Annotated in this window: 16 protein-coding genes; 8 read left to right on the forward strand and 8 right to left on the reverse strand. The window is 66.1% G+C overall.

Features of this window, described 5'->3' with window-relative positions; all coding sequences use genetic code 11:
• Positions 1 to 380: 380 nt before the first annotated feature.
• From AB0J95_RS50585 to AB0J95_RS50605, 5 genes are all read left to right on the forward strand, one after another.
• On the forward strand, positions 381 to 1832 hold the full coding sequence (locus tag AB0J95_RS50585) for a hypothetical protein (RefSeq protein ID WP_364773875.1): 1452 nt from the start codon (positions 381 to 383) through the stop codon (positions 1830 to 1832).
• Between the two features lie 4 nt (positions 1833 to 1836).
• On the forward strand, positions 1837 to 5739 hold the full coding sequence (locus tag AB0J95_RS50590) for an AAA domain-containing protein (protein ID WP_364773876.1): 3903 nt from the start codon (positions 1837 to 1839) through the stop codon (positions 5737 to 5739).
• Positions 5740 to 5786: 47 nt separating this feature from the next.
• Complete coding sequence (locus AB0J95_RS50595; RefSeq protein WP_364773877.1) at positions 5787 to 6938, forward strand: hypothetical protein; 1152 nt, start codon at positions 5787 to 5789, stop codon at positions 6936 to 6938.
• Positions 6931 to 8451: a phospholipase D-like domain-containing protein gene (locus tag AB0J95_RS50600; RefSeq protein WP_364773879.1), complete on the forward strand. Its 1521-nt coding sequence runs from the start codon at positions 6931 to 6933 to the stop codon at positions 8449 to 8451. Before AB0J95_RS50595 ends, AB0J95_RS50600 begins: the two co-directional genes overlap by 8 nt.
• A gap of 84 nt (positions 8452 to 8535) precedes the next feature.
• Positions 8536 to 9701 (forward strand): IS3 family transposase gene (locus AB0J95_RS50605; RefSeq protein ID WP_364773881.1). Its coding sequence is split into 2 segments (ribosomal slippage): positions 8536 to 8820 and positions 8823 to 9701, totalling 1164 coding nucleotides; the frame shifts between segments, so codons are not numbered across the junction.
• A 13-nt stretch (positions 9702 to 9714) separates the two neighbouring features.
• Here the strand turns inward: AB0J95_RS50605 and AB0J95_RS50610 are convergent.
• Positions 9715 to 10899 (reverse strand): recombinase family protein, encoded by a 1185-nt coding sequence (locus AB0J95_RS50610; RefSeq protein WP_364773883.1) that lies wholly within the window; start codon positions 10897 to 10899, stop codon positions 9715 to 9717.
• Positions 10900 to 11794: 895 nt separating this feature from the next.
• On the opposite strand from AB0J95_RS50610, the gene AB0J95_RS50615 reads away from it, so the two are divergent.
• A complete protein-coding gene (locus AB0J95_RS50615; protein ID WP_364773885.1) occupies positions 11795 to 12985 on the forward strand; it encodes a beta-propeller fold lactonase family protein in 1191 nt (396 codons plus the stop codon).
• Between the two features lie 322 nt (positions 12986 to 13307).
• Here AB0J95_RS50615 and AB0J95_RS50620 read toward each other — a convergent pair whose 3' ends face one another.
• Positions 13308 to 14108, reverse strand: a complete 801-nt coding sequence (locus tag AB0J95_RS50620; protein ID WP_364773887.1) for a hypothetical protein — start codon at positions 14106 to 14108, stop codon at positions 13308 to 13310.
• A gap of 216 nt (positions 14109 to 14324) precedes the next feature.
• On the opposite strand from AB0J95_RS50620, the gene AB0J95_RS50625 reads away from it, so the two are divergent.
• Together AB0J95_RS50625 and AB0J95_RS50630 are read left to right on the forward strand one after the other, a co-directional pair.
• Positions 14325 to 15122 (forward strand): SDR family NAD(P)-dependent oxidoreductase, encoded by a 798-nt coding sequence (locus AB0J95_RS50625; protein WP_364773888.1) that lies wholly within the window; start codon positions 14325 to 14327, stop codon positions 15120 to 15122.
• The gene (locus tag AB0J95_RS50630) at positions 15119 to 15808 is read left to right on the forward strand and encodes a hypothetical protein (protein ID WP_364773889.1); all 690 of its coding nucleotides are present in this window, start codon (positions 15119 to 15121) and stop codon (positions 15806 to 15808) included. Before AB0J95_RS50625 ends, AB0J95_RS50630 begins: the two co-directional genes overlap by 4 nt.
• A 5-nt stretch (positions 15809 to 15813) precedes the next feature.
• On the opposite strand, the gene AB0J95_RS50635 is transcribed toward AB0J95_RS50630, so the two are convergent.
• The 6 genes from AB0J95_RS50635 to gntD are packed head-to-tail and all read right to left on the reverse strand — an operon-like array spanning position 15814 to position 24203.
• On the reverse strand, positions 15814 to 17235 hold the full coding sequence (locus tag AB0J95_RS50635) for an aspartate aminotransferase family protein (protein WP_364773891.1): 1422 nt from the start codon (positions 17233 to 17235) through the stop codon (positions 15814 to 15816).
• Complete coding sequence (locus AB0J95_RS50640; protein WP_364773892.1) at positions 17228 to 18274, reverse strand: hypothetical protein; 1047 nt, start codon at positions 18272 to 18274, stop codon at positions 17228 to 17230. The genes AB0J95_RS50635 and AB0J95_RS50640 overlap by 8 nt, the downstream gene beginning before the upstream one ends.
• 34 nt (positions 18275 to 18308) lie before the next feature.
• Positions 18309 to 19628: an MFS transporter gene (locus tag AB0J95_RS50645; protein WP_364773894.1), complete on the reverse strand. Its 1320-nt coding sequence runs from the start codon at positions 19626 to 19628 to the stop codon at positions 18309 to 18311.
• Positions 19625 to 20572, reverse strand: coding sequence for an FAD binding domain-containing protein (locus AB0J95_RS50650; RefSeq protein ID WP_364773896.1), 948 nt, complete (start codon positions 20570 to 20572; stop codon positions 19625 to 19627). The genes AB0J95_RS50645 and AB0J95_RS50650 overlap by 4 nt, the downstream gene beginning before the upstream one ends.
• Complete coding sequence (locus AB0J95_RS50655) at positions 20569 to 23193, reverse strand: molybdopterin-dependent oxidoreductase (protein ID WP_364773898.1); 2625 nt, start codon at positions 23191 to 23193, stop codon at positions 20569 to 20571. The genes AB0J95_RS50650 and AB0J95_RS50655 overlap by 4 nt, the downstream gene beginning before the upstream one ends.
• Before the next feature lie 29 nt (positions 23194 to 23222).
• Positions 23223 to 24203: a guanitoxin biosynthesis L-enduracididine beta-hydroxylase GntD gene (gntD, locus tag AB0J95_RS50660; protein ID WP_364773900.1), complete on the reverse strand. Its 981-nt coding sequence runs from the start codon at positions 24201 to 24203 to the stop codon at positions 23223 to 23225.
• Positions 24204 to 24229: the final 26 nt, after the last annotated feature.

Below are 24229 nucleotides of genomic sequence, written 5' to 3' on the forward strand. Positions count from 1 at the left end.
CGACCACCACCTCCAGCGGCCAAGCCTGGACCATCAACGATCGCCACGTCCACGCGACGCGATTACAACGCCAACGTTGCTTGATGCGGCACTAGATGATCACTACTTGTCACCTGATCGACGCACCGTGCACCACACCGCGCAAGAGCACTCCGCTCGCTGACCAGTCCGGACAGAGTCTCAGCACTCATGACGCTCGGAGACGACACCGCGGCCAGCATCAGCTGCTTCCCTATGCCGTGATCCATTCAGAACGATGTTCTCGAACGTAGTCGCGATACTGGCCAGTATGGATGCAGTTTTAGCCCCACAACACCGACACGTCCGCTAAGCTGCCTGACCTCGACGACGATCACGACGATATTGAGGTCTGTGTAACAATGGCGACGCTTGAGCAGAAGCGTGATTATATGCGGCGGATTTTCCGAGGGCTCGAGAGTTACGGCGAAGGTACAGCCGCAGCGCAGGCAACTCAGTACCGGCTCACTGAATTGTATGCAGATGTCGTCGTAGCGGCACGGAAGAACTCGTCGGGGGTGGAACGGCCAGCCATTGATCTCCTGGTAAGCTTGTCGGGCTTCTCACCAGAAACAACGTTGCTCGCGTTCGAGTTGCTGCAGCCAACGCGACTGCTTGTCGTATCGTCGGAGAACACTAGGACCAAAGTCGACGTGATTCACGAGAAGTTGCGTGACCGGCTGGCATTCTCGCAGATCCAGGTGGTGTACTGCGAGCCAGCCGACCCGATCGGGATATACGAGATCGTGCGGAAGGCCGTTGGCCCGCGTCATCTTGGTGGACCGGCGCTTAAAGCGATCATCGATATTACCGGCGGCAAGAAGGTTATGAGCGCGGGTGCCGCACTCGCCGCCTCTCAGCTCGATCTGAAGATGTGTTACATCGACAGCGATTACGACCCTGAGATGCGTCAGGCACTGCCGGGCACAGAGCGGCTGTGCATTCTGCCGAACCCGACCGCGTTGTTCGGGGACAAGGAGATGGAGTCCGCGCTGGCGATGTTCCGCTCCGGCGCGTACTCCGGCGCCACCGCGCGGTTCGGGCAGCTCAGCGAGTCGATGTCGGAACCGGCCCGGGCCCGGTTCCTGGGCGATCTCGCCGCGTTCTACCAGGCCTGGTGTGATCTGGACGCGAACAGCGTCGGACAAGTCGCCAGCCGGGTGCGCGAGCGGCTTTCCGATCCACGTTCGCAGGTACGGCCCGAGACCAAACGGCGCCTGACCGAACAGCTTGATTTCGTCGAGGCGCTGGTGACCAGGGACGGCTCCGCGTCACTGCTGAACTTCTTCCTGCTCGGCGAGCATTATCTGCGGCTGGACCGGTACGACTTCGCCGCATTGCTCTTCTACCGCACGATTGAGAAGAGCTTCTCCGAGCGGATGCGGCGCCAGTATCAAGGCTTCGATCTCGAGCATCCTGACTACACACTGCTGATCGGCCCGGATGAGGATGTGAACCAGCTTGGCCGCCGCTTCACGGATGTAGCGGCAAAAATCTTCGCTGTCGACCGGCAAGCGGTCCTGCCGTGGAAGGTCGCACTAGTCGACGCGATGATTCTGTTGCACGTGATCGGTGACGAAATGCTCTCTGCAGCCAAGATCACCGATCTGAAAGGCGTCGGCTACGTGCGAAACCTCGTCGACGCCAGGAACCGGTCCGTGCTGGCGCACGGCGAGGAGTCAGTGAACCGGCAACAATGCGATGACTTGAGGAAACGCGCACTGCTGAACCTGCGCGCGTACTGGCGGCTACACGAACCCGCTGAGAACGTCGACGACCGGATCGAGACGCTGCAGTTCGTGTCCGAGGCGTAGCCCGATGCCCGTCACACCGCCGGACGACTGGGCTGATCAGCTGCGCACCCTTCCCATTGGCGAACTTGTTCTGAGCTACAACCCGCGGACGCTAACACTGCCCGACCGGCGACCGTTGCGCGAAGTCGAAAACGACCTGCTGGCTGGCGCCTGGCTGACTCGTGACCGATTCCGCCGGGACCAGTTCCGGCTGGGCGGCACCGAGTTCGAGTTACGAGTCCAAAACAGACCAGGCAACACCACCGGCGAGCTCTTCGCCAATGTCCTCAACATCGACGAATCCCGGTCAGTTCCGCGGCACGGCAGGATTCTGCCGAGCGCGGTGTCCTTCGAGATACTGCGCCGCCACCAAGCGGAAAGTCCTTGTGATCTCGGCGAGATCGAGCGTGCTCTGCGCGAGCGTGAACGACGACTGAACAACAATGGCCACCGCAGGAGGCAGGAACAAACCGAGTTACGCTCGCACGGTCAGCTGCAACGGAGTGTGTTGCGAGAGTATGGCGAGCTGGAAACTCTGGTCGCTGTTCTCGAGCAGCGGCCGGAGAAGAAGACCGAGGACACCATCTCCGGCATTGTGCTGCCAGAACGAGGCAGGCGGCGTAATGGCCGTCCATGCATCGTCGTTGAATCCAGCTCTGGTGACGTAAGCCTTTTCCGGAACAAGCGAGTGCAACTCGTACGCGGTGACGATCAGCGATACAACACGTCAGTCGCATCGGCTCGGGGCGACCGCCTGGAGATCGTCGAGCCGCGTGGCTGGGTGCTCGAAGCAGGCGAGGAGGTTTCCGTCTCGATCGTTCGGCCGTTCGGAATGCGGCAGAACGCCGATGCTCTGACGAAGTTCCGGGCCGGCGAGATCGAAGGTTCGTGGGACGACTTGGCCCGTCTGTTGTGCCAGCCGCAGGATTTGGTGCTCCCGGCGAGTTCGGCGCCGCCGTTGGTGTTCTACTGCGACGACGATCCTGGGTCACCAGTCCTCAACGAAGAGCAGCGCAAAGCGGTCACTGGTGCGGTACGCAGTCCGCATGCTTTTGTCATCCAGGGCCCTCCTGGCACCGGCAAGACCGAGGTGATCTGCGAGGTCGTCCGCCAGCTCGTCGGGCGAGGCGAGCGTGTGCTGCTGCTGGCGCCAACGCATGTCGCGGTGGACGAGGTCCTCGGCCGTGTCGGGCGAAAACCAGGGCTGCGGCCATTGCGGATCACCTGGAGCGATGACCAAGTCGATGAGGACATACACGCCTTTCTGCCGGCCAACGTCGGCATCGAGCTGGCCGGCCGGATCGCGCGCCCGTCCGATCATGGCCAGGTCGCCCGCTGGGCACGCGAAGCCAGTACTGTCCAAACGCGACTAGCAGAGTTCGCTGAACTCGACGTGGTGCTGGAGCTCGGCGAAGTCGCGATCGCCGCAGTTCGTGCGGCCGCGCAGGCAGGAACCGGTGCAGCCGAACGACTTCACACCCGGGAGGTCGCGGCCGAGACCGAGATCGCGCACCTCGAGGCCGAACTGGCCGAGCGTCTCGGAGAACGAGATGACGCGACCACGCTCGCCGATGACGCCACACGAGCTCACGCCGACGTGCGTGCCGAGTTCGGCCCTGGGTTGGTTCGGCTTCGGGACGCGGGCCGCGAGCTGGCTGCCTCAGCGCAAGGTGTAGCCGACGCGCGGCGGGACGTACAGAACGCAGACAACGCGCTGCATGCATGGTCGGCCAATCACGGTGCCCGAATGCGGCAGGCAGAGGAAACCAAAGCAGCAGCCGAACGCACAACGGCTCAGGTATATCAAGGCACGAACCAAGCCAGGCAGTACCTGACTGACGTTCAGACAGGATTTCACCAAGCACTGGAACAACAGACCGGGCTCGGTCGCTTCGCCGAGCGACTCGGCCTAGGGAAGGTGGCACGGTGGCGACGAACCCTGGTACAGGCTGAGCAGGCCGCAACGCAGTGGACCGCGGTACTGATGGAGCAGCAGAACCGTTGGCGTGTTGCGGTCTCTGAACACGACCGGCTCGCTCGCTCTGGCGTGCAAGAGAAACGTACCTTGCAGCACACACGAGAATCCCATGCGACCGTACGGGAACGTGCGGAGCGCCGGTACCGCAGCGTGTTGCGCGAGTTCGAAAGTGCGTTGGCAGAGATCGGTGCGTCGGCCGCCCTGGTCACCACTGATCCTGAGCTGGTACGCCTAGCTGGGCAGGCGCTGTACGACTTCATCGATTCGGTTGTTTCGAAACGCTCGGCCCGCTCGACGATATGGAGACCAGGCCCATGGTTCTCCGGCAACGTGGAAGAAGTCGTCCGCAGCCAGGTTGCTCGATTATCGGATGCAGCAACTGAGCAGAATCGTCGTGCCCAAGGACAGACGACCGCAGCGGAGCGCCACGACGAAGCCGCGGCACGGCTCGATGACGCGAAGATCTGGGCAGGCGCGGAGATCGAGCGATTCACCGCTGAATCCGACGCCGCGCAGAGGGATCTGACGCGTCGCCGGGCTGAGCTTGAGGCAGTGATCAAACGGCGCGACAGGCTTGTCGGACAACTTGGCGTCGCGGACCCTGCCGCCGAGCAGAAGCGCCTGCAGCGACGCCGCCATGTGCTGGACTGGCTGCCCGGCCTCGACGCGCGATGGCGGGAACTGGTGGCCGACCGCTCGGACGAGCAGTTCGCTGAGGACATCAAGCATTCGCTGATCCGCGCCACCAACCTGGTGTGCGCGACAACGAAAGGCATTGTCGGTTGGGGCAGCCAGATTGTCCGGCACACCGACTACGACACGTTGATTGTCGACGAGGCCAGCCGGGTCACCGAGAGCGAATTCCTGATCGGTGCGATCAAGGCACGGCGATGGGTCCTGGTCGGCGACGAACATCAACTCCCACCTTACGTCGACCAAGAGGACGAACATTTCCTGCACGCTCTGATCGCGCTGAACCGAGTTGACCGCGGCGCGGCGGAAACAATGGAGGACGCAGTTGGCCATTTGGCTAAGATCTGGGAAGAAGACGAAAAGGAGCGGCGCTTCCGGCAGCGGTCAGTGCTGGAATTCGCGAGGGACCTCGAGTCCTCCGGTCAGTGGCTGTCGATCTTCCGCGCCCGGTTTACCGAAACCTATCAGCGATTCAGCCAGGCCAAAGGTGGCGACGGTGACAACGACCAACTGCTCTTGCGGGCGATGCGCCGTTACCTCGTGCAGAGTCTGTTCGAACGTGTTGTGACATCGTGCCGAGAGCAACTGCGGCAGCAATTGGTGTGGCAGCGCAGGATGATCTCGCCACTGGCGCGCATCGTGAACGAACCGATCTATGACGGGCAATACAAGTCGCCACCGGACGGCGACTTGGCTGCGGCCGGCGTCACGCCGCTTGTCCTGCCTGCCATCTTCGAGCGCCCGGCGACGCTGCTCGACACCAGCCACTACGAGGACGCCGGCGAATCGGAAGCCGGGCATGGCTTCACCAACAAGCGGGAGCAGGACTGGATCGTGGAGGCGTGCCGGATATTCAACAACTCGCTCCGGTCTCCGATCACGGTCAGCGTCCTGGCGTTCTACCAAGCCCAGGCCAGGGCGCTGGAAGGGCGCCTGCTCGCGATGAAACTGCCGATGCTGCAGTGGGAGGTGATCGACGTCATCGACCGGATCCAGGGCCAGCAGAGCGACCTCGTCATGCTCAGCTTCACCCGCGCCAGTATTGACGGATTCGGGCCGAACTACGGCCAATGGCTGCAGGATCTCCGGCGCCTCAACGTCGCGTGCACACGCGCCCGCCGTGCGCTCGTGCTCGTCGGCCACGGCCGGACACTCCGCCGGCTACGCGCGACCGACCAGGCGAAAGCCTTCTACGCCAACCTGTTCGAACTGTTCAAGACCGATGATAACTTCCAGCTGATCCGGCGGTTCGGTTGATCGGGTACACATGGACTCCCCCAGTTCCCGTGCCACGGGGAGCGAGCGTGGTGGTGTCGGACGCCATCGTGCCGATGCTGCTGTGGCCGTCCGTTCCGGTGATTCACCTGGTCTACGAGGAACTCACCGTTGTCGACCGCTTCGTGGTGGAGGCCGCGCTGGCCATCGCTCCGGTACGGGTCGAGGACATCGAAGAGATCACCGGCATCCCACGAGACGCCATCACCCGGATCGCCGGTCGGCTCAGCGGCCTTGACCTACTGCGAGTGGACGGATTGGACTATTACGCAAACGAGTTCAATGCCCGGCAGGCACTTGACCGCCGCAGCGTCGCCGAACGACGCCCGACATCCCTGACTTTTCTCTATCTGCCCTACACCGACGACATGGTGGCGTTCGCCCCCGGTCATCGGCCGGATCCACCGCATCTGCACAAAGTCAGGAAGACCGATCCGGCGCCCCTCCCGACGTTCATCGGCGGGCAAAGCCGGGCGCAGCTGATCCGTGATCGCATCAGCGCCGGTGATGTCGCCGGTTTGCCCGCAGGCATGGAACTCGTTGATGTGGCCGATGATGCCGGGGATGACATCGTGTCTGACTGGTGTCCGGCGTATCGGTGCCGCGGACACGTCCGCACTCGGGAGGATGCGACCACGCTGATCCTCGACGTGTTCGACAGCGACGGAAGACGAGCCGCCAAGTGCATGATTCCCGCCGCCACCGGCCAAGCCGAAGAGTGGCGAGAACTCCTCGATCACGCAGGTTCAGCAGGTGAGGCATGGCAATCGGGCGGCGGGCTCGTCACCGCATCACGGACAGGACCAATGGCCTGGTCCTACGAGCTTGACTGCGCGGCCGCGCAGTCAGCGTCCGACTCCGGCATCGCACTCAGTGAGCCTGCTTCGCTGCTGATTCAGGACAGTACCAACGAAGTCGTGGTAAATACCGACTTTGTGCCCGCTGACAATGCCGCCAGTAAAGTGTTCGCCTTGGATCAAGCGATTCGTGCCGTCAGCGAGACGGATCTGGCGAAGGTGCAGCCGGATTCCGTCGCTCGCGCCGTCGAAGCCGCGAATTCCAGTTACGGCCTTGCCGACGACGTCCTAACCGAGGCCGAAGTCATGCAACGCCTGTGGGCAAACCACCACTACCGTCACATCTACGCGATGCGGACAATCCGGGACTTCGACTATGACTAGTACGATCAACCTCGCCGACCGGGTTGTCCCTGGCGGCTACTTCCTCCGCAACCCAGCTAAGAAGCGCACTCCCTTCACCGCGTCCGGAGCCGATCGTGACGCTGAGACCAGGCATTGCTGGACCTACGCGGGGGGCGGATCGTCCATCGGGCTGGAGCTGATCCAGATGCTCGACACCGCTCGTGACAAGGTCTTCGTCGGCACGTTCTATCTGGGCGACACCGAAGTCCGGAAAGCGTTGATGCGCGCAGCCGATCGCCTGCGCGGCGGAGTATATGTACTCTCGGCGCTGGACAACAAGGGGCTGGACGAGGCCATCAACAAGGTCGACGACGCCACTCCCATCGACGAGCAGACGGAGTACCGCAATTTCGGCGAGCTAACCAAACGTGGCATTTATGTCCGCGGATACCAAGGGATGCATGCGAAGTTCGTCGTCGTTGACGACAAGGTGGCGCTCGTCTCCAGCGCCAATCTGGTAACGAGGTCATTCGACAACGTCGGCGAGAATGGCGTCGTAGTCTCCAATCCGTCCTTCGTGGACAGTCTGGCGCGGCTGTTCGCCCGACTGTGGCAGGAAAGCAAGTGGGACATGCCGCCACACCACGAGACTCCAACAGTGGCCGACCGGCATCTGGGCGAGGCCACGACCAGCCACATCACACTGGCCGAACCGGACGGCAACGGACCGATCTGGACTCGGTCGACCCAGCGATCCATCGCGAAAGCACTGTACGAAACAGTCGAGAATGCTCAGGCCGACCTGATGCTGGCCACGTTCAGCATCGCCAATATGGCCCATGCCCTGCCAAAGACGCCCGCAGAGCCCAAGCTGTTGTTCGACCCGGTCTGCAGGGCAATCGACCGTGGGGTCCGCGTACGAATGTTGTTGCGCGGCCGCAACAACGTTCACGCCGCGCGTGCGGAGGCCAGTGCGTTCGCCGAAGCAGGCGTCGAGATCGTGCCGGACAGCCTCAACCACGCCAAGGGCGTGATTGCCGACGGCACACGGGGGGCATTGTTCTCCGCCAACTTTCTTACCGACCTTGGCCTGACGGGGGGCGTAGAGGTTGGCATGCGTCTCGATGACACACCCGCGCTGGCCGAAGCCCGGCGCTACTTCGAGCACGTCATAGCCGAGGCAGACTTGCGATTCGCCGCTGACCCGCAACTCGGCGAACTGGCGCAGTCCATATACGCCAGGGCACTCGCTCCCTGGCCGTTACCCGAGAAAATCGACGTGATCGTCGAGAACATGCACTGGCAGCAGTTCGCCGACCAGGAAGGAGTCGTGCTCTACGAGCGTTCTGGCGACGGACCAATCACGCTGTACAGCGGACGCGATCGTTGGCGCCTCGAGAACATGGAGGGGTGGTGGTGGCTCGGACCCATTGAGCAAGCCGCTACGCCAGCAGCGGACATCTTCGAGTCCTGGCTTGTGGCACGCAACCGCCCGCCCGAAATGGTCCTTCGTGGACTGTGTCACGCGACCTTCACACAAACCGAGATTTGATTGTCGATGAAGCCGGGGGTCTGCTGCACGGATTGGTGACATCTGAGTTGGCTTGCCGTGATGGTGAGCTGGGAGGATGTCGCTGTGCCCAAGCCCTACCCTCAGGAGTTCCGCGACGATGTCGTGCGGGTCGCTCGTGACCGTGAGCCCGGTGTAACGGTCGAGCAGATCGCCAAGGACTTCGGGGTGCACCCGATGACGTTGTTCAAGTGGCTGCGCCAGGCCGAGATCGACGAAGGCGCCAAGCCCGGTGCAAGCCGAGCCGAGTCGGCGGAACTGCGTGAGGCGCGTAAGCGGATCAAGTTGCTGGAGCAGGAGAACGAGGTGCTGCGCCGGGCGGCGGCGTATCTGTCGCAGGCGAACCTGCCGGGAAAAGGCTCTACCCGCTCGTGACCGAGCTCGCTGCGGACGGTGTTCCGATCGCGGTGACGTGCCGAGTGTTGAACATCGCTCGACAGCCGTACTACCGGTGGCGTGCCCGGCCGGTCACCGCCACCGAGCTCGAGCGGGCGTATCGGGCGAATGCGTTGTTCGACGCGCGCCGCGACGATCCGGAGTTCGGCTACCGGTTGCTGGCCGACGAGGCCCGCGACGCCGGCGTGTCGATGGCGGATCGGACCGCGTGGCGGATCTGCTCGTCCATGGGCTGGTGGAGCGCGTTCGGCAAGAAACGCGGCCGCAACGGCAAGAAGGCCGGCCCCCCGGTCCACGACGACCTGGTTCGCCGCGACTTCACCGCCACCGCGCCGGACCGGCTGTGGCTGGCCGACATCACCGAACACCGCACCACAGAAGGGAAACTGTATCTCTGCGCGGTCAAGGACGTCTATTCCAACCGGATCGTGGGCTACTCCATTGACTCCCGGATGAAATCCCGTCTCGCCGTCGCCGCGCTCACCAACGCCGTCGCGAGACGCGACGAGATCGCCGGTTGCGTGGTCCACACCGACCGCGGATCGCAATTTCGCTCCAGGAAATTCGTCCGTGCCCTTGCACGCCACGGCTTGACCGGGTCGATGGGCCGGGTCGGCGCCGCGGGCGACAACGCGGCCATGGAGAGCTTCTTCGCGTTGCTGCAGAACAATGTTCTCGACCGGCGTACCTGGACCACTCGCGAGAAACTGCGGACCGCGATCGTGACCTGGATCGAGCGCACCTACCACCGTCACAGGCGCCAGGCTGCCCTCGGCCGGTTGACCCCGATCGAGTACGAAGTAATCATGACCACGCCAGCCAGCCAGGCTGCGTGACTACCACTGTCACCTACTCGTGCAGCAGACCCCCTGGCGATAGCGTTTCGGTCACGCCCTGATCAGCAAGCGCGGCGGCGATCCTGGCGACCAGCACATCCTCACGGACATAGAGGATCTTCGAGGCGTCCGGCAGTCGCTGCTTACAACTGTTCTGGTCGTGCCGGCATCGATACCCGGCACGGCCATGCACCCAGTGCAAGTCCATCCGACGCCCGCACACCCCACAGCGCACCAAACCGGACAGCTGATACCGCCGCACACCTCCCCCACCGGTTGGCCGAGCAGCCCGCATCGACTGCACAGCAAGGAAGTCCTCCTCACTGACCAACACGGCGTGCACGATCTTCTTCGAGAAGACCCAGTCTTGTGGAGCATTCCACCGATAGACCGGGCGTCGCTGCCCAGCCGGTGTGTGATGGTTGTGATCCGTCGTTTGCCGGTTCCACACCTGCCGCCCGGTGTACCGGGGGTTGGCCAGGATGCTGGCCACCGACCCCAACGTCCACCCTTCCCCCGATCGATGACGATTCCGCTTCCTGTCCACATCGGACGGACACGGCACACCACGCTCGTTCAACTCGCGCGCAATACCCGCCATGCTCCGACCCGCCAACCGTTGCTCGAACATCCACCGCACATGGCGCGCTGCCACCGGATCCGGCGCCAGCCGATGCAGCCGCCGACCCCACCGGGCTGTCGCGCGATTCGGATGCGGCCCCGCATCCACCAACCGATACCCATACGGCGGACGTCCACCCAGATACCGCCCCTGCTCCACCACCTGCACTCGCATCGCACCTAGCACACGATGCCGAGCCCGCAACACCGCCCGCTGCGACTGCGCACCCAACACCGTCACCAATGCCCGGTGCAACACACTTCCCGCTTCTACCGGACCGTTCGTCTCCGGCAGCCAAATCTCCACCCCATGTCGCTCGAACAACGGAGCCAACCGCTCGAACTCGTCCCCGGCGAACGCCCGCTCATACTCCCCCACCACAATCGCGTCAAACCCACGATCGGGTGCTCGCACGGCCTCCAGCAACGCTCGCGCCTGAGGACGATCATGCCATGGCCGTCGATGCGAATGCCCTACGTCAAAGAACTCCGCCACAATCCGCCCGCGACCAGCAATCACACACTCAGCAGCCTCGCGCTGCCACGCCAACGACGACACCGGATCCTGATAGTCCACTGTGGACGTGCGCCCAGAAACGCAAACCTCAACCCTCCCCTGCCGTGCGCCCGCACGGATCGCGCACGCCGACGAGCAGTCTTCGACCACCGAACAAGGACACCGTCATCAGGCTCGACCAGTCTGTCCGCCACAACCACCCTCCAGTCCGCCGAAGCAACCTGGAGACAACAACCTTGCTCCTGCATGACGTCGGCCAAGGAAACGTCAACCCGATGGCCTCATCGACCAAACGTCCTCATGGACTGATCAACAAGCACCATCATGCAGCTTGACGTGCAGCGATGACTTTTCGCTTGACGACCGGATGGCCATGGAAAAGCCCTCGCTGATGGCCAAATAGACGTCCTCAGTCCGACATCTTCGATCCCCGTGGTTCTGACCGTGGGGTCGCTGCACATTTCCGGCAAGCGCAACGCTGCGTCAATCTCCTGGCCTCGCGTGTCGCGGGTCGCGCAGCACGGCCGATCATCCTTCGCCATGGCGACTCTGGCCTGGAGGGCCGACGGAACTGATACAGACGCGGACAGGCCCTGACCAGCACGGACGAGGTTTTCGGCAAGCGCAGGCCACCGGGGGTGAAGCTGGGCGGGAGGGTGTAATCGGCGGGTAGCGTCAGGCTGTCGCCGCCGTCGCCGCCGCACGCGAACCCGGTGTCAGGTCCCGCGCTGGTGTCCCAGAACACGTCGCCACCGATGGCGTTTGTAGGTTTCTCGGTGGTCTTGTCGTCCGCCGTGCGGCTGACCTGGGCCTGTCATCGGTTTCTCGGCGGTTTGTCGGGCTGTTCTTCTCATCGATTTGCCCGCCAGCTCCAGCCCATGGGAACGGTATGGCACGGGACGGCACGCCCATGAGGGTGTCATCAAATCAGCCTCAAGGAGTGAAGGAGAGACTCGTGTCATCCGTATTCATGAGAGCGGGTCCTGCCGTCCTGGCCGCCGCGTTGCTCTGCGTCCCGGCGCTCGCCCCGACCCAGGCCGCCGCAGACCCGGTGTTGCCACCCTCCGGCGTGCTCTACGTCACCAACGCGGACTCCGGTGACGTCTCGTCCATGGCGATCGGCCCGAAAGGCGAACTGACGCTCCTGGGCCCGCCCGTGTCCACCGGCGGCTGCACCCCGGAGCGCACAGGCCCCGGCTGCACCCCACGAGGCATCGCCGTCGCCCCGAACGGCGCCACCGTGTACGTCGTCAACAGCGACTCGAGCACGCTGGCGGTGTTCCGAGTGGCAGCGCGGGGCGCGCTGCAGCCGAACCCGCTCATCCTCGACACCGGGAAGGAGCCGTGGGGGGCAACGCTTTCGGCCGACGGCCGCACCCTGTACGTCACTGAGACCGGCGACGGGACAGGCAACGGGACCATTTCGGCGTACCACATCGGCCTCGACGGGACGCCCGGCCCCCGCAGGGCATTCGAAACCAACTCGGACCATCCGAAGCAGACGGTGCTGTCCCCGGACGGGCGCTTCCTCTACCTGTCGTACGCGGACGCGGAGGAGACTGAAGAAAGCCCGCCGCGGGTCATCACCAGATTCGCCGTGCTGCCGGACGGCTCGCTCGAGGAACCCGGGCGGGACGTGGCGAAGGTCGGACCGGCCAGCTACGGGATCACGATGAGTCCGGACGGCGGCCTGCTGTACGCGACCTCGAACGTCGCGCAGAACGTGTGGGGGCTGCGGGTCGGCAAGGATGGCTCGCTGACGCCCGTACCCGGGTTGCGGCCCTTCGTGCCGGACGCGGTAGGTCTCAAGGTCACGCCCGACGGGCAGCACCTGTACGTCTGCGCCAACTTCGACACCGACGCGCCCCTCGGCGGTCTGTACGGCTTCACGATCCGCGCGGACGGCTCGCTCACGCCGGCCGCCGACTCCCCCGTCCCCTCTTTCGGCACCTCGTCGGTCGCCATCACACCGGACGGCCGGGACGTGTTCGCCAACGTCCAGGACAAGAGCCTGGTGCACGCGTTCGCGATCGGATCCGGCGGCAGGCTGAAGGAGGCCCCCGGATCGCCGTTCAAAACGGGTGGCTCGCGCCCGCTGTTCCAGTCGCTCGCCATACGCTCGATTCCTGCCAGCATCCGGCAGTAACGATCAGTACAACCGTGATGCGCAAATCGCCGGTGGCGGCGATCTGCGCATCACGTCGGCTGAGGTCCGAGGCTCATGCTCGGTCGGGCGACATCCAGATGTGGTCCGGCGAGGGTCGAAGCCACGCTCGCGGTCGCAACCAGATCCCGATCATGATCGGCCAGCAGAATCCGAGCCAGCTCAAGCCGACACTCGTACAAAACCAGCCGCCCACTGGCAGCGAATCACGACCATGATCCGGACGATAACCCGCCGTGGCCGAGGCTTTCACGTTCGCCAGGGCGATTCCGCCGCCTCGGGCCTTGGTCAGCCGCCGCCCGGTTCAGCGGGGTTCGGAATGGTGCAGGTCGGTTCCGTTGCGGACCCGGGCGGCGAGGGTGCGCAGGCCGTCCGCGAGGCTCCAGTCCGGCACGGTCACCCCGCACCGGTCGAGTTGCTCGGTGTACCGGTCCGCCCACATCTCGACCTTCCAGCCCGGCCAGGCCACCGCGTCCGCGAGGCCGCTCAACGAATCGATGGTCCAGACGCCGATGGTCTTGGCGCTGTGGTCGATGTGCACGCCCGACCTGGGCATCCACTCGCAGGCGGTGACCTTGGCGCTCGCCGGCAGCAGGTCGGCGCAGTCCGGGCCGCAGGTGAGCATCTCGGTGACGGGCAGTTCCAAGCCGTACGCGTCGGTCGTGCCGTCTTCGCGGGTCACGCTCACCAACTGGTCCATGCCGCCCTCGGCGGGACTCGGCTCGATGAACGCGTGGCCGGTGGGCGCCTCGCTGTACTCGAGGCCCAGGTAGGCGCGGATGTCGGCAATGCCGTCGTAGGCCCAGCGCACATCCCAGGCCGGCCAGGTGAGGCCCAGGGTCGAGAGCACGGCGGCCCGGTGCGCGTAATCCTCGCAGTGTCTCGTGAAGAAGAACAGGATCTTGTTCGGCTGGTCGATCAAGGCGGCGGCCTCGCACCAGGTGTCGTTGTACCAGCGGTAGGTCTTCTCCTGGTCGCGGATCCGCTGGAGCGCGGCGACCGGACCGCCGATGAGATCCAGGTCCAGTTTCGGGGCACGCCACCGGCTGGTGAAACGCAGCCAGCCGTCGTCGTCCATGACGACATACATCGCACGCTCAGGCACCGGACGCTCTTCTCACGACAAGCCGCTGCGGTTCGAGTTCACCCACGCGCCAAGGCTTCCGCATGGCGCGCTCACACGGTACCGGCTGGAGGTCTGGCAGCGCGCGGGATTTGTCTGCCCGCCCGTTGCCAGTCATCGCTGCTTGTGAGCAGAATGCCGTACTACAAACGACCAGCAGGAGTCGGCTTGCCTATACTTGCGGACAAAGTCGCGGTAGTGACCGGTGCCAGCCGGGGCGCCGGACGGGGAATCTCGTTGGCGTTAGGCGAGGCCGGCGCGGATGTGTACCTGACGGGCCGGACAAGCCGCCACAGCGGGTCCCCGACCGGGCGGCCGGAAACCATTGAGGAAACCGCTCAGTTGGTGGACGCGCGCGGTGGCGGCAAAGGCATACCGGTGCAGTGCGATCACGTCGACCGGGCGCAGACTTCGGCGCTTTTCGACCGGGTCCGGCGTGATCATGGCCGGCTGGACGTCCTCGTCGTGAACGCGTGGGGCGGCTACGAGATCGACGTCGAGTCGAAACCGTACTGGGAGCTGGACCCGAAGCACTGGTCACTCATGCTCAACGCCGGCCTGGAATCCCACCTCACCACGGTCCTCGAAGGCACGCCGCTGCTTCGCGAGGGCGGAAGTGGCCTCGTGGTCCTCACGACGTGGGCGATCGGGAAATCGTATCATCGCCATCTTTTCTACGACGTCATCAAGACGGCGATCAACAGAATGGCATTCGGCATCGCCCACGATTTGCGCCCCTACGGCGTCACCGCGATAGCGTTGTCCCCCGGCTGGATGAGGACGGAAAGCATGGACTTGACCCCCGCCGAGGCGGACCGCACGGAATCGCCGGAATTCGTCGGCCGCGCGATCGCGGCCCTGGCGTCCGATCCCGGCGTGATCCGGCACACCGGGAAAACGATGACAGTGATCGACGTCGCCCGCGAATACGGCGTGACCGATATCGACGGCCGCGCCATCACCCCGTTCTGGACCGATCGGTTGAAGACGCTGTGACCGCCCAAGCCGTTGACGAGAACGCGGCGGACCGCATCGCGCAGGACATGCTCGATGTTTGCGTCCACGGCGGTGTGCTGCCGCCCCCTCCGGACGACCTGTGGGACCTGTTCGCACGCACCCACGCCAGCATCCGGGAGAACTTCCGGATCCCCGCGACGTCATTGTCCCCCGTCGCCGCGAGAGTCCTGTTCGGCGTGGCCGCCTGCACACAGCCCGCCCGGCTCGCGGGACTGGGCACCTACGTGGGCAACCTGTTCGCCTACCTCGCCGGCCCCGGGTTCGGCCCATACCGCTGCTACGACGGTGATCTCGCGATCGGCATCGAGATCGACGAGGGCGCGGCGGCGGCGGCCCGGCAGAACTTCGAGGCCGCCGGGTTCACCCCCGGCGCGACCTTCGAGACAAGGGACGCACGCAACCCCATCCCCGCCATCAAGCCGTGGCAGCTGCTGCTCGTCGACGCCGACGACCCGCACCGCCGGAAAGCCGTCTACCACGATCTTCTCGTTGCCTGGCAGGCCTGTCTCGCGCCTCGTGGCGTCGTGCTCGCCCATGACACCCGTTACCCGGCCTTCGCCGAGCAGGTCGCGCCGTACCTCGACCTCGTCCGCGGGCCGGGCTTCGAGATCAGCGTGCCGTTGCCGGTGGACGAGTACGGCCTGGAGCTGAGTGTGGTCCGCTGACCCGGTCAGCCCATCAACTCGTCCGCCAGCTCCCGGACCACGTCTAGGAACAGGTCGATGTCGTCCTTGGTCGTCCGCCAGCTGACAATGCTGGGCCGCAAAGCCGTGCGGCCGCAGTAGGTCGTGGTTCCCGCATACACCCTGCCGTCACTCAGCAACGCGATGCCGAGCGCGGCGTTGATCCCGTTGAGCGCCGACTCGGACAGCCCCGCCGGCCGGAAGCGGAAGCACACGATGTTGAGGGTCACGTCCGCGAGCAGCTCCATGTCCGGGGCTTGCTGGACCCGCTCGCCCAAGTACCGCGCGAGTTCCAGATGCCGCTCCACCATCCGGCGGTAGCCGTCCCGGCCGTACGCGGCCAAAGTGGCCCAGATCGGCAGGGCCCGCGCGCGCCTGGACCCCTCCGGCCCCAGGGAGCCGAAATTGGTGTGCGGATCCGTGGATCCCTTCAGGTAACCGGCATCCGGGGCCTGGAACGACGCCCGCAGCAGGTCGCCGTCCCGCACGAAGGCGAAACCGCTCTCGTACGGGACGTTGAGCCACTTGTGCCCGTCCGCGGCGACCGAGTGCGCTCGCGCCAGTCCGTTCAGCAGCGGCGCCGTGTCCGGCGACAGCGCCGCGAACGCCCCACAGGCGGCGTCGACATGCAGCCACGCGCCATATCGCTCGGCGAGGTCGGCCAGCTGGTCGATCGGGTCGAAGTCGCCGGTGTTCACGTCACCGGCGGTGGCGACGATGACGGCGGGACCGGTCCGCGCGAGCGTCTCCGCGATCGCGTCCAGGTCCACCCGGCCGGCCGGATCCTTGGCACAGACCCGCACCGAGTCCGTCCCGAGGCCCATGATCTGCAGTGCTTTGTGGACACTCGGGTGGACATACCCACCCGAGACGACGACCAGCCGTTGCGTGTCGTGCAGTCCTCGCGCGGTCACGTCGATCCCGACCCGGTCGGCCCACCATTGCCTTGCACTGCACAGTCCCACGAGGTTCGCCGCGGTCCCACCGGTCACCAGCACGCCGCCCCAGCCGGGCAGGCCGAACAGATCCTTCAACCACGCCAGCACAACGGTCTCCAACCGGGTCGCGAGCGGCGAGGTCACCCACGCGCCCGCGTTCTGGTCGAGCAGCGACGTGATCCAGTCCCCGGCGAGCGCGGCGGGCGTGCATCCGCCGACGATGAAGTGGAAGAAGCGTCCCCCGGTGGACGCGATCGCGCCCGGGACCGCGATCTCCAGCATCCGGTCTATCGCCGCGTCCCCGCCAAGACCGGCCGACGGCAGCTCAAACTCCAGGCCTGCCAGTGCCTTTTCCGCGGCGAGGTCACGCACCGGGCGGTGGCGCAGGGACGCGAGATAGTCCTGAGCCGCCAGCTGTACTCGGGTGAGCAGGTCCACAGTGTCCACTGCCGGGTCCAGATCGTCAGTCATGCCAGTACACTCCAGGGTCATTCTCGTCACCAGCGGACGGCGACACATCGGCCAGCCGGTACCGGCGGAACTGTTCCAGCACGCTCACCGCCGATCGCCGCGAGCGATCCCCCGCCAGCAGACTCGACCGGTCGTCGCCGACGAACCGCTCGCAGATGTACCGATGGCTGGCATAAGTGCCATCGACCGCCGCGCGGAAAGCCTCATGGTGGTCCACAAGTTGCGGTGGCAGCGACCGGAAGACCGGCCGCAGCGTGCGTAACATCCGCATCAGGTAGTAGTGGTCGCGCAGGTGCAGACCGCTCGCCACGCCCGGAGCGGCGGGCGGGACCAGCAGCGGGCGGATCACCCGCAGATACGACCCGGCCTGGAAGTCGGCGGTGAACCGCAAGGCCGCCTCCGATCCCCACAGGACGGTGGTGGCCCGGTCCAGGGTCTCGCCCGCCACCGTCCAATCGCGACGCTTCATGTCCTCGGTGAAGCAGTTGAGGATGACCACCAGCCCTTGGATCATCGCGAAGAACACGTGATGGCCTCGAAACCACCGGCGGATGGCGGCATCATCGGCGCGCAGGTCCGCTGGCACGGACGCGACACCGGCCACGACCGCCCCACCACGGTCCTCCTGGATCAGGAACCGCAGAATGGTGTCCAGCCCGGAGTTCAACCGCCGCCAGGCCGACGGCTCGATCTCGGTTCCCGTTTCCAGTACCTCGCCGAGCAGACGCAGACAGCCCGCAAGCACCGCCCGGGCAACAGGTTCGACGCCATGCCCGGCGACGCGGTGGATGCCGAAGACGGCGTCGACCACGTTCTGTTCGGCACTTCCAGGCACCGTCGTCGGCGCGTCGGAACCAGGGCCGATCCGGTCCAGGGCAAGGCGGACGGCCGCGATCGCGGTGGACGGATCCGTGCGGGACGACGGGTCCAGCACCGGCCGGACCACCTCACGCAGCCACTCGCCGTCACTGTGCAGGTCGATGCGATCACGCGGCAGGTGTTCGGGCGAGACGATCTTCAGCGGGGGACGCAAGGACATAGGGACCTCCCAAGCCGTCAGGGAAAGGGCGCACTCAACCGGCGGTAGGTGCTTCGACGTCGCTGTCCCGCCGCTCCGGTGTTCCGTCCAGGCCGTCGTGCTTGTCCGACAGCAAGGTCCGCAGGTGTTTCGTGGCGATGGCCGCCACCAGGCAGGCTCCGGCGAGGATAAGGATGTACGCGGTCGCGAACTGCCCGGCGATGGCGACACCGGCGACGGCAGGGCCACCGATACCGCCGATCTGCCGGGAGAGCTGGAAAACCGTGTTGTAGCGGCCGCGCAGCTCATCCGTGGCGATGCTGTTGACGACGACCGGCAGGGACGGCGACAAGGCGACTTCACCGAGAGCGAATACCGCGAGTCCGAGGATCACGCAGATCGCCGCCACCGTAGCGGAATCGGCGGCACCGGCCAGCACGACGATGACCCAGCTGAGGGCGAAGAAACCCGCACCGACGGCGGTGACCGACGTACGCCTTCGGCCCCGGCTCAGGCGAAGCACCACCGGTTGCGCGATGATCACTACGATCGTGTTGGCCGCGAACGCATATCCGACCGCGGCCGCCGGCGCGCCGCCCGGACCGACCGCCCACGCCGGGAAGGCCGAGGTTATCTGACTGAACGCGGCGAGGGCCAGAATGCTGTTGATCCCGGTGGCCCACAACAACGCCCGGTCCTTCAGCACGGCACGGTAACCGGACTTGAGGCCGGTGGACTCGGAGTCCACAGTGGATGGACCGGTGCGGGCCGGGCCGCGGCGTCCCTCACCGCCGATCAACAGCACAGCCGTGAACACCAGGAAGGTCGCACCGTCGAGGAAGAACAGCAGACCGAGGGACTCCGGCGAGGCCACTCCGATGATCACACCGCCGAGCACGCCACCGAGCCCGATCCCCACGTTCATCACCTGGTAGCTGAGGCCGAACACGGTGCCGAGCTTGTCCTCCGGCACGACTTCGCTGATCAGGGCCGGGAAACCGGCCCACATCCCCGGGTTCGCGACGCCGAGCGCCACGACCGCGACGACCGCGTGCCACGGCTGCGTGGCGAAGCCGAGGCCGGCAGTGGCCACGCCGGTCACGGCGAGGGCGAGGGTGAACACCCGGCCCGCCCCCACCCGGTCGATCAGCGTACCCACCGGCGCGGCGAGCAGAATGCCGACCGCGCTTTCCAACGCCAGCACCAGACCGGCGAAGGTCAGGCTGAAGTGCCGGACCTCGGTGAGGTAGATCATCAGGAACGGCATGGTCAGGCCGGTGCCGAGACTGGAGAACAGGTCGGCCGTCAGGATCCGCCACGCACTGCGCGGCAGCGCCGGCACCATCGCGCGCAGGCTGTGGGCGTCGAGCTTCACGACTCCTCCTCAGTCGGTCGCTGAACGAGCTGGGTGAGCACGGTCCGGACCAGCCGGCGAAGCAGCTCGACCTTGTACTCGGTGCGGGGCAACGGAGTGGCCTCGTAACCGGCCGTCGCGGCGGCCTGTGCACACGTCTCGATATCGAGCCGGCGGCCCACCAGGTAGTCCTCCACCGACTGCAGGCGAAGGGGAATCGGCGCGACACCACCGGCGACCACCACCGCGCGCCGGACCGGATCACGGCCGACGACGCGGACCGCGACCTCCGCGGCGGGCCAGCCGCCGAAGTGAGTGGCGCCGACCCTGAGATACGCCGTCATCGAGGTGGGCGGGGCGGCGGGGACGAACAGACCGGTCAGCACTTCGCCTGGAGCGACCCGATGTTCACGGTCCGGTGACCATTCGGTCGAGTACAGGTCGGCCACCGGGACACAGCGGCGCGGCCAGATCTCCGCTTCGGCGTCATGGGCGATCAGGGCGACGGCCAGGGTCGATGGATGAGGGGCTACGCACGGCCCCAAGTCGAAGCACACGCCGTTGGTGTGGTCACCCGTGCGGGCGTGGCACCGATCGCCCCCACTCTTCAAGCACCGGACGTGCGGCTTGGGGAAGTATCCACATCGGACACGTTGCAGGAGGTTGCCTCCCACGGTCGCGACCGAACGCACCATCGGCGTGGCGAGCGATTCCGCCGCGTGGGCCAGCGCCGGGTGCTCGCATCGAAGGGTTTGATCGGTGGCCAGGCGCTCAACGGTGACCAAGGCGCCGATCCGGAGACACCCGGGCGACCAGTCAAGCTGGTCCAGTCCAGCGATCTGGCCGATGTCGGCCACCCTCTCGGCAGCCCGGCCCATGCGTGCGCGGACGAGAACATCGGTGCCCCCGGCCAGGAACTCGGCGGCGTGCGCCGTGTCGGCCAGTGTCTGTGCTTCGTGGATCATGGTGTCCGTCCCAGGGCGAACGCAGGCGGTATCGGCATCGAGTAGGGCCGCTTCCCGGTGGCCGCGAAAACGGCGTTCCCGACGGCCGGCGCGAGCGGCAGGACGGCGATCTCCGCCAGTCCCGCGCCGCCTTGCGCCACATGGTCGAAGCCGCCGGGGAGGAAGGACACGGCGATGTCCGGTGTGTCGGCGAGCCGGGGGATCACGTATCCGCCGAAGTCCGTTGTGGTGACCAGGCCGGTGACCGGATCGACCCGTTGCTCCTCGGCGAGGACCATGCCCAGCGCCTGGATCACCGCGCCCTGGCACTGGCTCGCCGCCATGGTGGGGGTGAAGACCCGGCCGGCCGCGACCCCACAGAAAACCCGCTCCACCTTGATACGCCCCAGTTCGGTGTCCACCAGGACCTCGACCACCTGCGCGGCGGACGGGGTCGCGCGTCCGATCGCGAAGCCACGCAGGAGGAAGCTGGGGAACCGGTACCCGCCCCGGTCGCGCGGGCGCCGTCCCCGGACGGACAGGCTGGGACCGGCGTCGAGGACATCCGCCCAGGTCAACGCACCGCCTCGGTGGCGCAGGAGCTCCGCTGCGGGAACGACTTCCAGCAGACCGAATTCACGCGTCGCGAAGGCCGCCAGCTGTGACCGCAGCTCCGTGCTCGCGGCGACCGCGGCCGGCACGAGCGATGTAGTCGCACTGCTTCCGGCGCTGAACGGGCCTCGCGGCAGCCTCGAATCCCCGACATGCACCCGAATCCGGTCCTGGGGCACGTCAAGCAGTCCGCGGACCGTGTCGGCGAGCAGCGTGCGGGTTCCGGTGCCGATGTCCTGAGTGGCCACCTTCACCGTCACCACACCGTCCTGACAGGACACATCGACGATGCTGTCGGTCTGTACATAGTGGTGCCAGCTCGCGATCGCGAACCCCCAACCACGTCGCCATCTGCCAGTGGACGTTGAATCCCGCTCCGCCCAAGGCGTCTGTTGAACAGCCCAATCGTACAAGCCTTTCCGGACCGGATCACGGTCCCAGCCGCGGCGCAGCTCCACCGGATCCACGCCCAGACGGCCGGCCGCCTCGTCCACAGCCTGCTCCAGCGCCCAGTAGGCAGGCGGTCCGCCGGGACCGCGGAACGGCTTGCCGGGCGGGGCGTTGGTCACCACCGAGAAATCGGACAGGTCTCGCAACGCCTTCGGGTACACCCCGCGCAGTTGCCGGGCGACGTTCGTGGATACCGCACAACCGGCGTCCGACCACGCACGGGCAGTCAACGCGGTGATCGAGCGGTCTGCGGCCACGGCCAGCGTCAGCTCCACTGTGGACCCCGGCCGGTACCCGCCGACGCTCAGCTCCTCAAGGCGGGACAGCACGACCCGAGTCGGCCGCCCACAGGCCCGGGCCAGCTCGATGGCCGCGACCGTCTCCGGTGACAGCTCCTGCTTGGCGCCGAAGGCACCGCCCACGAACTCGGCGTGGACCTCCACCTGGTCTTCCTGAAGTTCCCAGCGACGCGCGATGTAGCGCGCCATCCGGCGGACAGCCTGGGTCGACATGTGGACGATCAGCCGGTCACCCTGCCACGCCGCTACACATGAATGTGGTTCCATCGCCGTGTGGGTCTGCTTCGCCGAATGCCAAACGCCCTGCACGACAACGTCTCCAGCACGCCGAGCCGCAGCCGAGACACGCCTGCGCGCTGCGCGCCGACGGCCTGCCGTCCGCGCCGGCCCCCACACGTTGCCCTGGCGCCCCACTGGCATCAAGGAACCCTCGTCGGCCTGCGGCGGCCGGTCCGACCGTCCTTTGTAGAGGATCTCCGCCCCGTCCTGCCGCGCCGCGGCAGATTCGATGACGGCGTCCAAAGTCCGGTAACTCAGCTGCACGGCCTCCGCCGCTCGTTGGGCGGTCGCCAGATCGTCCGCCGCGATCGCCGCGATCTCCTGGCCGGTGTACCTGATCAGACCGTCAGGTGGCAGCAACCGGATGGCCCCGTGGACACCTGGCAATGCCAAGGCGGGCGCCAAGTCGAGATTTTCGACGATCGCGTGCGGGACAGTGGATCTGACGATCACGCCGTCAAGCTGCCCGTCGTACCGGACGTCGGTTGAATAGCAAGCGGCTCCGGTCACCTTGGCCACCGCATCGACGCGACCGGCGGACGATCCACCGCCCGCGTCGGCCCGCAGGGCGGCCATGATCCTCGGATAGGTTCCGCAGCGGCAGAGATTGCCCGCCAGCCGGGCGGCGATCCCGGCATCGGCGGTGGACGGCTCGCCGCGTCCGCGACCGCACGCGGCCTCGATCGCCATCACCATGCCGGGAGTGCAGTAGCCGCACTGGATCGCGTCGGCCTCGACCAGGGCTCGCTGAACAGGGCTGAGCCGGCCGTCGACCGCGACTCCCTCGATGGTACGGACCTGTTTGCCGGCAACGGAAGCGGCACGGACCAGACAGGCGGCCCGCACCTTCCCGTCCACCGACACGGCACACGCTCCACACGCGCCCGTACCGCAGATCACCTTGGTACCGGTCAGTCCGAGCCGGTCCCGCAGCAGCTCCGCGAGAGTCTCCCAGTCCCCCGGCGCGACCTCGTGGTCCGTGCCGTTGACATGGATCAGCATGCTGATCGCCACCGTCCTGTTCGCGAAACTCAGTGCAGTACCCGGGAGGCCACGGAATGGCGGAGATGCCGGGAGGCACGCAGATCCCTCGTCACGATCGCCTTCTTGAGCCACCGATCGGTGCCGTCGTGGCGTGCCTTGAACTCGCTGCGGCCGTGCACCGCGAGCATGTTGTCCACGATCAGCAGGTCACCGGGATGCAATGCGATGGGCCGCAACGAGTCCTCGAGCTGACCGATGAGGGCCGCCAGGGCCTCCGCCGCCTCGGTGTCGCCCGGCACCGTGCCCATGAACACCGGATCGACCCGCAGATACGGCCGGTCGGGCGCTCCGAAAAGGACGGCGCAACGCGGTGGGTCCTGCGCGATGGCCGCCACTGAGGTCGGCGCCATGTGCCGCAGATGCTCGTTGTCCGGCCTGATCAGGAACCGGGGCTGGCGGAGCACGGCCTGGTGGCGTTCCTCGAGGAAGACGTCGTCGATCGTGGCCATCGTCGTCGGCACCTCGTCGTGGTTCCGGATGGCCAGCAGGCACAGGTAGTCGCACCGGTTGGGATGGAAGGCGTCCTCGGTGTGCCAGGCGAGCTGTACCGTCCCGTGCCCGCTCTGTTGCTGCTCCTCGCCCTGGATCGGCAGCACGTCCTGGACCAGCCTGCCCTGTTGCAGGGTTCGCCAGCTGAACACGTCGCCGAGACAGTGCGCCATCAGCAGCAGGAAAATCTCCTCCCGCACCGTTGCGCCCACGTCCCGCTCACTCCAGTGCGCGGGCGTCGGCCCGACGACATCGTCGTCCACGGGCAGGCCACGGATCATCGCCACCGCCGAGCACTCGTCGCGGCGCAGCTCGAAGAGGAAGTCGGCGAGCCCGACCGGCAGCGTCGTCATCGCCCGCCGCAGCAGGGTCCACTGTCGCAAGTCGTCCGCCGGCCAGCCGTCGGACAGCCGGGTGAGGGTGTCCTCGACCGTGGCGGCGTCCTGTTCGTCCATTGTGTACGTCAAGATCTCTGGCACGTTCCTGCTCCGATCCAGGTTCTCGT

This window comes from Actinocrispum sp. NPDC049592 (genome assembly GCF_040675465.1).
Classification (GTDB): Bacteria; Actinomycetota; Actinomycetes; order Mycobacteriales; family Pseudonocardiaceae; genus Kibdelosporangium.